The 15,099-nt window shown below is 62.3% G+C and carries 10 protein-coding genes; all 10 read right to left on the bottom strand.

The genetic code is table 11. The features are described from left to right. Nucleotides 1–44: 44 nt before the first annotated feature. Nucleotides 45–2,228, bottom strand: coding sequence for a YccS family putative transporter (gene yccS, locus LIY45_RS03720; protein ID WP_226475381.1), 2,184 nt, complete (start codon nucleotides 2,226–2,228; stop codon nucleotides 45–47). Between the two features lie 219 nt (nucleotides 2,229–2,447). Continuing rightward, complete coding sequence (locus LIY45_RS03715; RefSeq protein ID WP_102604416.1) at nucleotides 2,448–3,626, bottom strand: NAD(P)/FAD-dependent oxidoreductase; 1,179 nt, start codon at nucleotides 3,624–3,626, stop codon at nucleotides 2,448–2,450. A 164-nt stretch (nucleotides 3,627–3,790) separates the two neighbouring features. Further along, nucleotides 3,791–5,128: an ATP-dependent RNA helicase DbpA gene (gene dbpA / locus LIY45_RS03710; protein ID WP_236260841.1), complete on the bottom strand. Its 1,338-nt coding sequence runs from the start codon at nucleotides 5,126–5,128 to the stop codon at nucleotides 3,791–3,793. A 130-nt stretch (nucleotides 5,129–5,258) separates the two neighbouring features. Beyond that, entirely contained in the window at nucleotides 5,259–6,686 is a 1,428-nt protein-coding gene (gene mdtD / locus LIY45_RS03705; protein ID WP_226475380.1) for a multidrug transporter subunit MdtD, read from the bottom strand. 36 nt (nucleotides 6,687–6,722) lie between these two features. Beyond that, a complete protein-coding gene (locus LIY45_RS03700; protein WP_226475379.1) occupies nucleotides 6,723–7,613 on the bottom strand; it encodes an alpha/beta hydrolase in 891 nt (296 codons plus the stop codon). A gap of 329 nt (nucleotides 7,614–7,942) precedes the next feature. Further along, nucleotides 7,943–9,259: a TldD/PmbA family protein gene (locus LIY45_RS03695; protein WP_226475377.1), complete on the bottom strand. Its 1,317-nt coding sequence runs from the start codon at nucleotides 9,257–9,259 to the stop codon at nucleotides 7,943–7,945. Beyond that, entirely contained in the window at nucleotides 9,259–10,701 is a 1,443-nt protein-coding gene (locus LIY45_RS03690; RefSeq protein WP_226475375.1) for a TldD/PmbA family protein, read from the bottom strand. The genes LIY45_RS03695 and LIY45_RS03690 overlap by 1 nt, the downstream gene beginning before the upstream one ends. A gap of 189 nt (nucleotides 10,702–10,890) precedes the next feature. Beyond that, on the bottom strand, nucleotides 10,891–12,594 hold the full coding sequence (betA, locus tag LIY45_RS03685) for a choline dehydrogenase (protein ID WP_017476450.1): 1,704 nt from the start codon (nucleotides 12,592–12,594) through the stop codon (nucleotides 10,891–10,893). A 196-nt stretch (nucleotides 12,595–12,790) separates the two neighbouring features. Then, complete coding sequence (gene betB / locus LIY45_RS03680; RefSeq protein ID WP_017476449.1) at nucleotides 12,791–14,263, bottom strand: betaine-aldehyde dehydrogenase; 1,473 nt, start codon at nucleotides 14,261–14,263, stop codon at nucleotides 12,791–12,793. Nucleotides 14,264–14,324: 61 nt separating this feature from the next. Continuing rightward, complete coding sequence (gene betI, locus LIY45_RS03675; RefSeq protein ID WP_017476448.1) at nucleotides 14,325–14,918, bottom strand: transcriptional regulator BetI; 594 nt, start codon at nucleotides 14,916–14,918, stop codon at nucleotides 14,325–14,327. Nucleotides 14,919–15,099: the final 181 nt, after the last annotated feature.

Below are 15,099 nucleotides of genomic sequence, written 5' to 3'. Positions count from 1 at the left end.
GAACTCGGTCAAATGTGGGAGCGGGGCTTGCTCGCGAAAGGGGTTCAGGCTTCGCTGGTGTCTTTGATCAGGTGAGCCGCCAACGTGCGCAACGGCCCCAGTTGCCGGCAGATCAACGCCAATTGCGTCTGCACCAGCCGCTGCCCTTCGTCAATTTCATCCGGCATCTGCTCCAGATCCACCACCAAGGCTTCTTCCGCATCACTCTGAATCGCGATCGGCTGCTTATTGGCCAGTCCCGTGGCGATCTCGTCGATGCTCGCCGCCAGCGTCTTCCCGGCGCCTTCGATCAAGTGCTCGCGCACCTCCGCCGGCAATTGGGTTTCCCGGTGGGCACCCAGGCCCGACAGGTAGCTGAGCAGCGTGTGTGACAGCACCAGGAACCTGAACCCCACATCTGCCTCCTTACGGAAATGCCCCGGTTCCATCAGCATGTTCGCCAGGGTGGTGGACAGTGCGGCGTCGGCGTTGTGGGCGTTGCGCCGGGCCAGACGGTAAGCCAGGTCGTCGCTCTTGCCGGCGGCGTACTGCTGCATGATCTGGCGCAGGTAGATGCTGTTGCAGGTCAGGGTGTTGGCCAGCACCTTGTTCAGGCGTCGGCCCTGCCAGTCCGGCAGGAACAGGAACACCGCCAGCCCGGCGATCAGGCTGCCGAGCAAGGTATCGAACAGCCGTGGCAGGAACAGCCCGTAGCCGTCGCCCACCTGGTTGAAGCAGAACAGCACCATCAGCGTGATCGCGGCGGTCGCCAGGGTGTAGCGGGTGGTGCGGTTGATAAAGAACACCAGGCCGGCGGCGATGGCGAACATCGACTGGATCAGCGGGTTGGGGAACAGGTCGAACAGCGCCCAGGCGATGGTCAGGCCGATGGCGGTGCCGATGATCCGCTGTCCCAGTTTGCGCCGGGTGGCGCCGTAGTTCGGCTGGCACACGAACAGGGTGGTGAGGATGATCCAGTAGCCCTGGGACGGGTGAATCAGGTGCACCATCCAATAGCCGATACTCAGTGCCAGGGGCAGGCGCAGGGCGTGGCGGAACAGCAAGGAGGTTGGTGTCAGCTGCGTGCGCAGGCGGGTCCACATCTCCTTGAGGTTGCGCGGTGCACGGTCCAGCAGGCTGCTGTCGGTGGCATCGGCCAGGCTGTCGGGGTTGGCGGCGTCGCCCAGCAGGCGGTCCAGGGTCGACAGGTTGGCGGCCAGGGCGCGCAGGGAGCGCAGCAGGCCGCGCCAGGCCGGGTTGCTCTGGATGCGCAGGTGTTCCAGGGAGGCATTCAGGTCGCCCAGGGCTTCGGCGAAGCTGTCGTCATAGACGAAGGGCTGGCGCATCTGGATCGATTCGGCCAGGGTCTGGCAGGCCTTGCCTTGCTGGCGCAACAGGCGCTGGCAGCGGAACAGCACGTCGCTGTGGAAGAAGGCTTCGGCGAGGGCGTTGTAAGGGTAGTGGGAGGAGCTGGCGCGTTCGTGGATGTCCTGAGCCAGGAAGTACAGCTTGAGGTAGCGGCTGACCTTGGAGCCCGGGCGGCCATTGCCGACCCGGTGCAGGATGATCTCTTTGGCGGCATTCAGCGCTGCCACCACCCGGCCGTTTTGCTGCGCCAGTTCCAGGCGCCGGGCTTCCACATCCAGCTGGCGGATCGGTTCGAACAATGAGGACTTGAGCTTGAGGTAGCGCCCCAGCTCACGAAACAACCGCGCCAGGCTCTGCTGCACCGGCTGGTTGGAAAACAGCACCTGCCACAGCACCGACAGCGCGCCATACCACGCGGCACCGGCCACCAGCAGCAAAGGTTCATGCCAGAAGTCGGTGACCGCACCACCGCGCTGGTCCACGCCGATCATGGTGTAGACCGAGAGAATCAGGGTGGCCGAGGCGATCGCCCCATAACGCTCCCCCAGCGCACCGAGCATGGTCAGGCCGAAGCTGGAGAGCGCCAGGAAGATCGCGAAGATCCAGGGGTAGGGGAAGAGCAGTTCGACGGACAGTGCCGCGGTGCTGAAGCACACCAGTGTCACGGCCAGGGCGTTGAGCCGGCCTTGCCAGTTGTCATCGGTCTCGGCCAGGGCGCTGGCGATAATCCCCAGGAACAGCGGGATCAGCAGCGCCATCTCATTCTGGTACCAGCACAGCGCCATGCTGCCGGTCAGGGCGATGAATACCCTTACGCTGTAACTGAACTTATCCAGTGCCCAAAGGCGCCGCATGGACTGCTTGAAGGAGGTCGATGACATGAAGTCTGGGGTCTTCCGGGACGATGCCGCTAAATTGAGCCAGTAATGACGCCACGGCAAGCGTGGCGATCACATCTGAGAGCAAAATATGTTCCGGGCCCGACATTATCAATGTGGGAGCGGGCTTGCTCGCGAAGGCGGTGTGTCAGTCACTGATGTATTAGCTGACACTCCGCCTTCGCGAGCAAGCCCGCTCCCACATTTTTTTACCGCGTTGCGTCAGGCAAATTGGGCAGCGGCATACCCGGAGGCCCACGCCCACTGGAAATTGAACCCGCCCAGGTGACCGGTCACATCCAACACTTCGCCGATGAAGTACAAACCGGGGCTTTTCAGGGATTCCATGGTCTTGGACGAAACCTCCCGGGTGTCCACGCCACCCAGGGTGACCTCGGCGGTGCGATAGCCTTCAGTGCCCGCCGGCACCAACTGCCAGCTCCCCAGTTTGCCGGCGATGTCGGCAATCTCGGCGTGGGTGTACTGCTTCATCGGCTTGGAAACGAACCAGGTTTCGGCCAGCAGGTTGGCCATCTTCTTGGTGAAGATCTCACCCAGCAGGGTTTTCAGCTCGCTGTTCGGGCGCTCCACCTGTTGCGCTTGCAGCCAGGTGTGGGCGTCGTGGTCGGGCAGCAGGTTGATTTCCACGGTGTCGCCGGGTTCCCAGTAGGAGGAAATCTGCAGGATCGCCGGCCCGCTCAGGCCACGGTGGGTAAACAGGATGTTCTCGCGAAAGCTCTGGTCGTTGCAGCTCACCAGGCAATCGACGGACGTACCGGATAACTCACCGCACAACTCCTTGAGCTGATCGGTGATGGTGAACGGCACCAGCCCGGCCCGGGTCGGCAGCAGTTCATGGCCGAACTGCTTGGCTACCTGGTAACCAAAGCCGGTGGCCCCCAGGGTCGGGATCGACAGGCCGCCGGTGGCGATCACCAGCGATTCGCAGCGCAACTCACCCAGGGTGGTTTGCAACTGATAGCCGCCATCGACCTTGGCAATCTCCTGCACCGAGGTGTCCAGGTGCATGCTCACCCCGACCTGGATGCACTCATCCAGCAGCATCCCGAGGATGTCGCTGGACTTGTTGTCGCAGAACAGCTGGCCGAGTTTCTTCTCGTGGTACGGCACGCCGTGCTTGGCCACCAGCGCGATGAAATCCCACTGGGTGTAGCGGGCCAGGGCGGACTTGCAGAAGTGCGCGTTGTGGGAGAGGAAGTTGGCAGGCTCCGTGTACATATTGGTGAAGTTGCAGCGACCACCGCCGGACATCAGGATCTTTTTACCGGCCTTGTTCGCGTGGTCGATCAACATCACCTTGCGCCCACGGCCGGCGGCGGTCAGTGCACACATCAAGCCTGCGGCGCCGGCGCCAATGATCACAACTTCGGTCGAGCGCACAGCCATGTCCTCACAAAAATATTGATCTGAAATGCAATCAAATGTGGGAGCTGGCTTGCCTGCGATGGCATCAACTCGGTCAATTTGTCAGACCGAGTCGCCTGCATCGCGGGCAAGCCCGGCTCCCACATTGATTCGGTTCCTTCAACAGGAACGCGGTGTTTTTACAGGATACGCACGCGCAACGAACGGCCTTTGATCTTGCCGTCATTCAAGCGCTGCAGCGCCTGCTTGGCGATCCCGCGTTCCACGGCCACGAAGGCCTGGAAATCAAAGATCGCGATCTTGCCAACCTGGGCCCCCGGAATCCCGGCTTCACCGGTCAGTGCGCCAAGGATGTCGCCCGGGCGAACCTTGTCCTTACGGCCGGCGGCAATGCACAGGGTGCTCATCACCGGCAGCAACGGGCCGCCGCTCTGAGGCTTGAGGTTGTCCAGTTGGTCCCAGTTCAGCGGCGACTTTTGCAGCTGTTCGATGGCTTGGGCGCGATGGGCTTCGGACGGAGCAACCAGGCTGATAGCGATCCCGGTCTCACCGGCACGGCCGGTACGGCCCACGCGGTGAATGTGGATTTCCGAGTCGCGGGCCAGTTCGACGTTGATCACCATGTCCAGTGCATCAATGTCCAAACCACGGGCGGCTACGTCGGTGGCCACCAGTACCGACGTACTGCGGTTGGCAAACATCGCCAGCACCTGGTCACGGTCGCGCTGTTCCAGATCGCCATGCAGGCCGACGGCGGAGATGCCCTTGGCGGTCAGGTGGTCCACGGTTTCCTGCACTTGCTGCTTGGTGAAGCAGAAGGCCACGCAAGAAGCCGGACGGAAATGCGCCAGGACCTTGGTCACCGCGTCCATGCGCTCTTCCGGGGAAATCTCGTAGAAGCGCTGCTCGATCTGATCGTCCGAGTGGAACGCTTCGGCCTTGACCTGCTGCGGCGCGCGCATGAATTTCGAGGCCAACTGCTTGATGCTCACCGGGTAGGTGGCCGAGAACAGCAGGGTCTGGCGGCGGGCCGGGGTCTTGCTGATGATGTCTTCGATGGCGTCGTAGAAGCCCATGTCGAGCATGCGGTCGGCTTCGTCGAGGATCAGCGTATTCAAGCCGTCCAGCACCAGCGAACCCTTGCGCAGGTGCTGCTGGATGCGGCCCGGGGTGCCGACGATGACGTGGGCGCCGTGCTCAAGGGAGGCGATCTGTGGGCCGAGGGACACGCCGCCGCACAGGGTCAGCACCTTGATGTTGTCTTCGGCGCGGGCCAGGCGACGGATTTCCTTGGCCACCTGGTCAGCCAGCTCGCGGGTCGGGCACATGACCAGTGCCTGACAGCCGAAGTAGCGCGGGTTGATCGGGTTCAGCAGGCCGATGCCGAAGGCGGCGGTCTTGCCGCTGCCGGTCTTGGCCTGGGCAATCAGGTCCAGCCCTTTGAGGATCACCGGCAAGCTTTGCGCCTGGATCTGCGTCATCTCGACATAACCCAGCGAGTCGAGGTTAGCCAGCATGGCGGCGGACAGGGGCAAAGTATTAAAAGCGGTGGCGATGGTAGTCACGGGACTGGCTCTGCAAAACAAAATGTCGCGCAGTGTACCAGCCTCGTGGGATTTTCCCTGCAAGTTCTAGACGAGAAGCCTGTTAATGCTCAATGTCGTGCTCACGGCTGACCATGCGTTTGCCGTCTTTTGGCGACAATTGCAGGAAGATCGCCGCCGCCAGCATCGCCATGATGCCCACGGTGACGAAGGTCAACTGGAACGCGCCGAGCACGGTGTCGACCCCGTCGTTGCCCACTTCGGCGGTAAAACCACCCAGCAGCGCACCGGCGCAGGCCACCCCCAGGCTCAGGGACAACTGCGCCACCACCGACAGCAAACTGTTGCCGCTGCTGGCCTGGGCGTCGTCGAGGTCGATCAGGGTCACGGTGTTCATCGCGGTAAATTGCAGCGAGTTGATCGCCCCGAGGATCGCCAGCATGCCCAGCAGCAGCGGGTAGGGCGTGTGTTCGCTGACCAGGCCCATGCTCGCCAGCATGATGCCCAGCGCCAGGGTGTTGCCGGTCAGCACCACGCGGTAGCCCAGGCGCTCGATCAGCGGCCGGGCGATGGACTTGGCAAACATCGCCGCCGCCGCCAGGGGCAGCATGCTCATCCCCGCCTCGGACGGTGAATAACCCAACGCCACCTGCAACAGCAGCGGCACCAGGAACGGCAACGCGCCGCTGCCCAGGCGAGCGAACAGGTTGCCGAGGATGCCCACGGCAAAGGTTCGGGTCTTGAACAGCACCGGCGAGAACAGTGGATTGTCGATATGCCCGGCCCGCAGCCAATACGCCGCCAGGCACGCGAGGCCGCCGAACAGCAGCAGCATCACCCGCAGGTGCGGCAGGTGCAATTCGCCGAGGCCTTCCATGGCGATGGTGATCAGCACCATCGCCGCGCCGAACAGCAGGAAGCCCACCCCGTCGAAACGGGTGCGCTCGCTGCCGCGCAGGTCGGGGATGAATTTCCAGACGGCGTAGCAGCCGATGATGCCCACCGGCAGGTTGATCAGGAAGATCCAGTGCCAGGTCAGGTATTGCACCATCCAGCCGCCCATGGTCGGGCCGAGCAGCGGGCCCAGCAGCCCGGGAATGGTGATGAAGCCCATGATCCGCACCAGCTCCGAACGCGGGTAGGCGCGCAGCACCACCAGCCGGCCCACCGGCAACATCAAGGCCCCGCCCAGGCCCTGGATCACCCGGGCGCCCACCAGCATGGTCAGCGTGCTGGAGAGTGCGCAGAGCAACGAGCCAATGCTGAACAGCATGATCGCGCCGAAGAAAATCTTCTTGGTGCCGAAGCGGTCGGCCACCCAACCGGAGGCCGGGATCAGCAACGCCACGGTCAGCATGTAGGCGATCACCACGCCTTGCATGCGCAGCGGGTTCTCCGCCAGGTCTCGGGCCATGGCCGGCAAAGCGGTGTTGAGAATCGTCCCATCCAGCGATTGCATGAAGAAGGCAATCGCTACCACCCAGGGTAGCCAGCGGGCGGTCTTGGCATCGAGAGGGGCGCGATTCGGCATGAGTTACCTTTTTGTTAGCAGCCTATGTGTCGGCGATTATGCGCCATCGGCAACTCCTTTTCCCACTGGCGCTTCGTCTATATCTGACAACGCCACGTCTTTGCCCACCAGGAAATCAATCAACGCCCGGTGCACGGCCAGGGCCGCTTCGCGGGATTCCAGGTCGAGCAAATGGCCGGTGTGTTCGGCGGTGGCGAAGCTGCTGCGGCCCACGTATTTTTTGAACAGTTGGGCTTCGTCTGCGGGGGTGTACTCGTCCAGTGCACCGTTGAGGAAGTGCACCGGGGTTTCGATCCGGGTCAGTTGCGGCAGGTAGTTGCCGTCACCCAGTGCCAGCACCTGGTGGATATGGAAGCGTGCCTGGCGATACTCGGTGGTGGCCATGGTCGACAGGTGCCGGTGGTTGTTGCGCTTGAGCCGGGGCGACAGGTATTTGCCCACGGTTTCATTCAGCAGATGGCCGACGGCGGATTTGTCATCGGCCTCGATCAGTACGCGCACCCGTTCCACATATTCGAGCATCGCCTGATTGAGGTGGGGCGCCAGTGCCATCACCACCGAGCTTTCAATGGAAGGCGGGTTATGGGCCAGGGTCAGCAGCGTGGAAATCCCGCCCCAGGAGGCGGACACCAGGTGGTTGACCTCAAAGCGTTCCACCAGTGCCCGCAGGATTTGCACTTCATCGTCCTTGGTCACAAGGTCGAGGTCGGTGTTGTGGGGGCGCGAATAGCCGGAGAACGGCAAGTCGAACATCAGCACATTGAAGTGCTCGGACAGGCACTTGCTGGTACGGGCAAACGAGCGGGTGGTGGACAGCGCGCCATTGACCAACAGCACGGTTTTCTTCTCTGGGTTGTTACCAAGCTGCTCTACGTGAACGTTGTAGTGCTTGAACAGCTTTTCAATGACAAAACTTCCATGGTTCATGTCAACGCTCCAGCTTGCCCTATCCCGGGCAAGGTCATGCATCACTTGCGTGCAAGTGGGTTGAGGACGGCGGGGTGTTGTTTGAGTTTTTTTACCGCGCGGACGTGGCTAGATGCCACTAGCCTTTATAACGAGGTTTTCCGCGAGCGACAACTGGCCGGACGGCCAGGTGTCTGGAGTGGGGTTTTGAGGATGAAGCGAATCAAAATGTGGAATGCGATCAACTGTGGGAGCTGGCTTGCCTGCGATAGCGGTGTATCAGTACCAGATGTGCTAAATGACACTGTGCTATCGCAGGCAAGCCCGCTCCCACATGGGTTTTGCGTTGCTTATAAGGTCAGGGTCAGGCGCTTGACCAATGCGCCCGGTAATAGGTTGGACGAGGTATTGCGCTGGCTATACGTACTCGCCGACAGCAGCAATTCCCGATCAGCGGTCAGCGCTTCCAGTTGCGAGCCCAGCAGGCTGTACACGCTGTCATCAAAGCGCATGGTGCTGACCGGCGCCTTGATCTCGCCATCCTCGACCCAGAACGTGGCGAAGCGGGTCATGCCGGTCAGGCGCGCGGCGGGCTGGTCGGAATAGTTCAGGTACCACAGGTTGCTGATGTACAGGCCGGTACCCAATTGCTTGAGGATGTCGGCCTGGGCCAGGTTGCCGGCGGCCATCTGCAACGCGCTGGGGGATTCATCGCCGCTGGCGCCGTTGGTGCTCAGGCCGTATTCGGCCGCGCTGCGGGAGTTCACCAGTTGGCCTTCAGCCTTGCCGGCATTGATCAGTTTCACGTCGCCGCGCGGATAGCCGTCGCGGGAAAACGCCGAACTCAGGGAGCCGCTGACCTGTTCGTCCAGGGTCACCAGCGGGCTCAAGGCCTGATCACCGTTGTACAACCGTTGCAGCGGGCTGCCCTTGCTGGCGATGGCCTGGGCGGAAAACCCGCCCCAGGTCAGCATGCTGATGATCTCTTCCATGGCCGCCGGGGCCAGGTAGGCGCGGTATTGCCCCGGTGCCAGTGGGTGCAGCGGGCGGCCGAGGAATTCCAGTTGCTCGCGGGCCTGCTGGAAACGCTGGGCGAAGGCCGCGCTGTCCCAATCGTTGCCGGCGTAACTGGCTTTCACCGCTTCGCCGTTGGCGTGGAACAGGCTGAAGTCGAAGTTGAAACTGTTGGCCTGGTGCCAGCCAAAGGCGCCTGATGAACTGGCGAAACCTCGGCTGATCGGGCCAGCGGCGTAGAAGCCGACCATGTCCACGCCCTCGGCGGCCACGCTGATTGCTTCCAGCACCTGGGCCAGGTCTGGCAGTGGTCGGTCCTGCTGGTCCTTGTTTTGCCAGGCGTTGTGGTTGAGCAGCAGGTACGGATCCTGCGGCAACAACGGCAGGGTCTCGCGCAGTTGTTGCAGGCCGTCGGCCAGGCGCTGGCGGTCCAGTTCAGGCTCGCCCGCCAGGGTGATGCCGAGGTCGGCGTGGCGCCCGTCGTTGATCAGCTTCAGGTTCAGGCTGGCCTGTTGCACCTGGCCGGCCTGGCGCACTTTGCCGTGGTTGAAACGCACAAACTCGGACGATTCGTCGGCGTAGCCGAGGTGGAATTGTTCGTGGTCGGTGATGGCCTGCTTGAGCCAGTCCACCAAGGCTTTGAAATTATTCATCAGGCGTCTCCCCCGAACACGTCCACGTTGCTGAACACACAGGCCGGCGACGCATGGCCGACGCGGATCACCTGGTTGGGTTCGCCCTTGCCGCAGTTCGGCGTGCCCAGCACCTTGAAGGTGCTGGCGTCGCCCACGGCGCTGAGGTTGCGCCAGAACTGCGCGGAAATCGCCCGGTAGTTGGGGTTCTTCACCACGCCTTTGAGCTCGCCGTTTTCAATCAACTGGCCCCATTCGCAACCGAACTGGAATTTGTTGCGTGCATCGTCAATCGACCAGGAACGGTTGGTGGACATCAGGATGCCGTGCTCGATACCGCCAATCAGTTGCGCCATGTTCTGGTCGCCGGCCTCGATATTCAGGTTGGCCATGCGGTCGATCGGCGCGCGGTTCCAGCTGCAGGCACGGCTGTTGGCCACGCCTTGCATGCCGGAGCGGTATTGCGACAGCGCACCGCCCAATGGCTTGAGCAGCAGGCCTTCGCGGATCAGGAATTGTTTGCTGGCCTTCGTGCCGTCGTCGTCATGCCCGTAGCTGGCGAGCTGCTCGGGAATGTCCGGGTCGAAGGTTACGTTCAGCAGGTTGGAGCCGTATTGCAGGTGACCGAAGTCGCTGGCCTTGACGAAGCTGGTGCCGGCGTAATTGCGCTCGTCGCCCAGGATACGGTCGAGTTCCAGCGGGTGGCCAATGGATTCGTGGATCTGCAGGATCATCTGGTCGGGCATCAGCAGCAGGTCGCGCGGGCCCTGGGGCGTGTTTGGTGCCAACAGCAGTTGCAGTACCTGGTCGGCAATCTGCGGCGCGGCGCCCACCAGGCCGAAGCGGCTGATCACGTCAAAGCCGCCTTGCTGGCCGAAGTTAGTGCCGCCCAGGGTGCGGGTCTGGCTGTCGTTGCCGTCGTAGGCCGTGACGTTGACGCCGGGGAACACAAACCGCTGGGCCTGGCGCAGTTCGGCGCCGGCGCTGTTGAGGTAGATCTGTTCGACGTGGGTGGTGCCCAGGCTGACTTCACAGTTCACCAGGCGCTCGTCCTTGGGCACGGCGGCGGATTCGGCGCCGAGCAGCTGGTAGCAGTCGCTCAGGGACGGGAAGGGCTGGTCGAGGCTCGGCGACAGGTAGTCGGCGATGTCGCTGGACACCGGCTGGTCGCGCAGGTCGAGCAGGGCGTGGGGCTTGATCAACCGGGCTTGCTGTTCGGCGCGCTCAAGGGCGGCTTGCAGGCCGGGCAGGGAAATGTCGTGGGTGGCGGCGTAGGCTTCGACGCCATTGAGGCGCACGGTGAGCATCGCGCCTTCGTCCTGGCTCAGGTGTGGCGGCTCGGCGACGTTCTTGCGTACCGACAGGTACTGGCCGGACTCGCGGACATAGCGCAGGGAGAAGAATTCGGCGGTGGTGCGCAGGGCACTGAACTGCTTTTTGAGTGTGGCGTGGTGTTCGAACATGGGGCCTTCCTTGTGGGCGGCTCGGCGCGGGCAGGCAAATAGAGTAGGCCTGAGGCGGGGAGCTGATCAAGGAAAGCTGATTACCTGTGGCGAGGGAGCTTGCTCCCGCTGGAGTGCGAAGCGCTCCCAAGACTTTGGGGCTGCTACGCAGCCCAGCGGGAGCAAGCTCCCTCGCCACAGTGTTATCAGTTACTGCGCAGTAGGACCTACTTCACGCATCGGTTTGCCACGCACCGGCGCATCGCCTGCTACGTAGTAATCCGCAGTGCTGCGCGGCAGTGGCTGGCGGCCACGGATCTTGTCGGCGATTTTCTCGGCGATCATGATCGTCGGCGCGTTCAGGTTGCCGGTGGTGATGATCGGCATGATCGACGCGTCAACCACGCGCAGACCCTGCATCCCGTGCACACGGCCTTCGGCATCAACCACGGCCATCTCGTCGGTGCCCATCTTGCACGAGCAAGACGGGTGGAACGCGGTCTCGGCGTGCTCACGGATAAATTTATCCAGTTGCTCGTCGGTCTGTACGTCGATGCCCGGGCTGATTTCGCGGCCACGGTATTGATCGAGTGCCGGCTGTTGCATGATTTCACGGGTCAGGCGGATGCCGTCGCGGAATTCCTGCCAGTCCTGCTCGGTAGACATGTAGTTGAAAAGGATGCTCGGGTATTCCCGCGGGTTCTTCGACTTCAACTGCACGCGACCACGGCTCGGCGAACGCATGGAGCCCATGTGCGCCTGGAAACCATGCTCTTTCACACCGTTGCTGCCGTTGTAGTTAATCGCTACCGGCAGGAAGTGGTACTGGATGTTCGGCCAATCGAAGTCTTCACGGGTACGGATGAAACCGCCCGCTTCGAACTGGTTGCTGGCGCCGATGCCGGTGCCGTTGAACAGCCACTCGGCACCAATGGCCGGCTGGTTGTACCAGAGCAGCGACGGGTACAGCGAGACCGGTTGGGTGCAGGCGTATTGCAGGTACAGCTCAAGGTGATCCTGCAGGTTTTCGCCGACGCCTGGCAGGTCGTGGACCACCGGGATGTCGAGGCTTTCCAGCAGTTTGGCCGGGCCAACGCCGGAGCGTTGCAGCAGTTGCGGCGAAGCGATTGCGCCGCTGCACACCAGGACTTCCTTGCGGGCACGGGCTTCAACACGTTCTTCCGCAGCGCCGATCAGGTAGCGCACGCCGACGGCCCGCTTGCCTTCGAACAGGACTTTGTCGGTCAGGGCGTGGGTGACGATGGTCAGCGTCGAGCGCTTCTTGGCCGTGTCCAGGTAACCGCGAGCGGTGCTGGCGCGACGACCGTTCGGCGTCACGGTACGGTCCATCGGGCCGAAGCCTTCCTGCTGGTAGCCGTTCAAGTCTTCAGTGCGCGGATAGCCGGCCTGTACACCGGCTTCAACCATCGCGTGGAACAGCGGGTTGTTGCCGGCTTTTGGCGTGGTCACGCTGACCGGGCCGTCGCCACCGTGGTAGTCGTTCGGGCCGATGTCGCGGGTTTCGGCTTTACGGAAATACGGCAGGCAGTCCAGGTAGGTCCAGTCTTCCAGGCCCGGCAGTTTCGACCAGTTGTCGTAGTCCATCGCGTTGCCGCGGATGTAGCACATGCCGTTGATCAGCGAGGAACCGCCGAGGCCTTTGCCGCGACCGCATTCCATCCGGCGACCGTCCATGTGTGGTTCTGGATCGGTTTCGTAGGCCCAGTTGTAGCGGCGGCCTTGCAGCGGGAACGCCAGGGCGGCGGGCATCTGGGTACGGAAATCGAGACGGTAGTCCGGGCCGCCGGCTTCCAGCAGCAGGACGGTGACGCCTTCGTCTTCGGTCAGACGGGTCGCCAGGGTGTTACCGGCGGAGCCGGCACCCACAATGATGTAGTCGTATTCTTGGGACATTAAATGCACCCTCGTGAAAGTGGGTTCAGGCTGCTTTTGTGGCGAGGGAGCTTGCTCCCGTTCGACGGCGCAGCAGTCGCAAAGTCAGCGCTCGAGTTCTGTCTGAAAGAACTGCGGTACCTGGCATGGGGCTGCTTCGCAGCCCGACGGGAGCAAGCTCCCTCGCCACATGGGCCATGCCAGGCTCAATCAGGGGTTAGAACACCGAGGCGTAGTCGCCCAGTTCAACCTGTACCGATTTGATGCGAGTGAAGTTGTTCAGCGAGCTGATGCCGTTTTCACGGCCCACGCCCGATTGCTTGTAGCCGCCCACCGGCATCTTCGCGTCGGACTCGCCCCAGGCGTTGATCCAGCAGATACCGGCTTCCAGCTGATGAATCACGCGGTGAGCGCGGTTCAGGTCCTTGGTCACCAGGCCAGCGGCCAGGCCGAAGTCGGTGTCGTTGGCGCGGCGGATCACTTCTTCTTCGGTGTCGTAGGTGAGGATGCTCATCACCGGGCCGAAGATTTCTTCACGGACGATGGTCATCTCGTCGGTGCAGTCAGTGAACACGGTCGGGGCCACGTAGGCACCCTTGGCGAATTCGCCGTCGGTCAGGCGGTCGCCGCCGCACAGCAGGCGCGCGCCTTGCTCTTTACCTTTGGCGATGTAGCCAAGCACGCTTTCCATGTGGGCAAAGCTGACCAGCGGGCCGAAGTTGGTGTTTGCATCTTCCGGGTTGCCGATGCGGATGCGGGCAACGCGCTCGGCGATCTTGGCTTCAAACGCGCCTTTGAGGGCGGTCGGAACAAACACGCGGGTGCCGTTGGTGCAGACCTGGCCCGAGCTGTAGAAGTTGGCCATCATCGCGATGTCGGCGGCGCGGTCGAGGTCGGCGTCGTCGAAAATGATCAGCGGGGATTTGCCGCCCAGTTCCATGGTGACTTCTTTGAGCGAGGAGCTCGAAGCGCTGGCCATGACTTTCTTGCCGGTGTCGGTGCCGCCAGTGAAGGAGACTTTCTCGATGCGCGGGTGCTCGGTCAGCCAGGTGCCGACTTCACGGCCGCTGCCGGTCAGGACGTTGAACACACCGTCCGGAACGCCGGCTGCGGTGTAGATTTCAGCCAGTTTCAGGGTGGTCAGCGAGGTGACTTCGCTTGGCTTGAAGATCATCGCGTTACCGGCCGCCAGGGCAGGTGCGGATTTCCACAGGGCGATCTGGATCGGGTAGTTCCACGCGCCGATACCGGCCACGACGCCCAGCGGCTCGCGACGGGTGTAGACGAACGAGGTGTCACGCAGCGGGATCTGCTCGCCTTCGATGGCGGGCACCAGGCCTGCGTAGTATTCCAGCACGTCGGCGCCGGTGACGATGTCGACGTATTGGGTTTCGGAGTATGGCTTGCCGGTGTCCAGGGTTTCCAGGGCGGCCAGCTCATCGTTGCGCTCGCGCAGGATGTCGACGGCGCGACGCAGGATGCGCGAACGCTCCATGGCGGTCATGGCGGCCCAGATTTTCTGGCCCTTTTCGGCACTGACCACCGCGCGCTCAACGTCTTCTTTGGTGGCGCGTTGCACGTTGGCGAGAACTTCACCGTTAGCCGGGTTGATGGCTTCGAAAGTGGCATCGCTGCCAGCGTCGGAGTAGCCGCCGTCAATGTAGAGTTTTTGCAGTTCGAAACGGGCCATAAAGTCCTCGCAAGTGCATAAGTGGTTGGCGCGGTTCGGGAGTTGAGCGGTTATGTGCGCTCTAACTCGCCTGCTTGGCCAATTGGAAATCCATGTATTCGTAAGCGATCCGTTGCGCCTGCTCCGTGTCGAAAGCGTCTCCCGACAGGGCGCCGCGCAACCACAAACCGTCGATCAGGGCCGCCAGGCCTCGGGCTGCGCTGCGTGCCTCGGACAACGGCAACGCTCGGCGGAACTGGCAACACAGGTTGGAATACAGACGGTGATCGTTGATCCGCTGCAACCTGTGCAATGACGGGTGGTGCATGCTGGTGGCCCAGAAGGCCAGCCAGGTTTTCATCGCCGGGCCGTTGACTTGGCTGGCGTCGAAGTTGCCTTCGATGATCACCTGAAGATGAGCCCGCGGGCTGTCATCTTTCAGCGCCAACCGGCGCTCGGTGACGTTCTCGATCAGCACGTTCATCAGGTACCGCATCGTGGCGGCGATCAGGCCATTCTTGTCCTGAAAGTAGTGACTGATGATGCCGTTCGAGACACCGGCCAGACGGGCGATCAGCGCAATGCTGGCGTCTCCCATCCCAACCTGATCGACCGCAGTCAATGTGGCTTCGATCAACTGCTGGCGGCGTATGGGTTGCATACCGACCTTGGGCATCGTGCACCTCTCCTTAGGCCTGCCAACGGGCGATAAACGTCCGTCGACTTATGGGCCAGTCTATTTTGTTTTGATTGAACGTTCAATCAACAAAGAATAAGATCTGCGACAAATGGTCGCTGCCTACAGGTATTTCCTACGTGCATGTGGTGCCACCTGACATCGGGAAACCCCATGAAAC

It is taken from the genome of Pseudomonas sp. MWU16-30323 (assembly GCF_020515595.1).
Classification (GTDB): domain Bacteria; phylum Pseudomonadota; class Gammaproteobacteria; order Pseudomonadales; family Pseudomonadaceae; genus Aquipseudomonas; species Aquipseudomonas yamanorum.
Note: the sequence above shows the minus strand (reverse complement) of the source record. Positions and strands in the feature narration are given on the sequence as shown.

Excerpts from the sequence above, each read along its gene's own strand:
- yccS (WP_226475381.1), bottom strand. The coding sequence starts at position 2,228 with ATGTCATCGACCTCCTTCAAGCAGTCCATGCGGCGCCTTTGGGCACTG.
- dbpA (WP_236260841.1), bottom strand. The coding sequence starts at position 5,128 with ATGCTGGCTAACCTCGACTCGCTGGGTTATGTCGAGATGACGCAGATC.
- mdtD (WP_226475380.1), bottom strand. The coding sequence starts at position 6,686 with ATGCCGAATCGCGCCCCTCTCGATGCCAAGACCGCCCGCTGGCTACCC.
- LIY45_RS03700 (WP_226475379.1), bottom strand. The coding sequence starts at position 7,613 with ATGAACCATGGAAGTTTTGTCATTGAAAAGCTGTTCAAGCACTACAAC.
- LIY45_RS03695 (WP_226475377.1), bottom strand. The coding sequence starts at position 9,259 with ATGAATAATTTCAAAGCCTTGGTGGACTGGCTCAAGCAGGCCATCACC.
- LIY45_RS03690 (WP_226475375.1), bottom strand. The coding sequence starts at position 10,701 with ATGTTCGAACACCACGCCACACTCAAAAAGCAGTTCAGTGCCCTGCGC.
- betA (WP_017476450.1), bottom strand. The coding sequence starts at position 12,594 with ATGTCCCAAGAATACGACTACATCATTGTGGGTGCCGGCTCCGCCGGT.
- betB (WP_017476449.1), bottom strand. The coding sequence starts at position 14,263 with ATGGCCCGTTTCGAACTGCAAAAACTCTACATTGACGGCGGCTACTCC.
- betI (WP_017476448.1), bottom strand. The coding sequence starts at position 14,918 with ATGCCCAAGGTCGGTATGCAACCCATACGCCGCCAGCAGTTGATCGAA.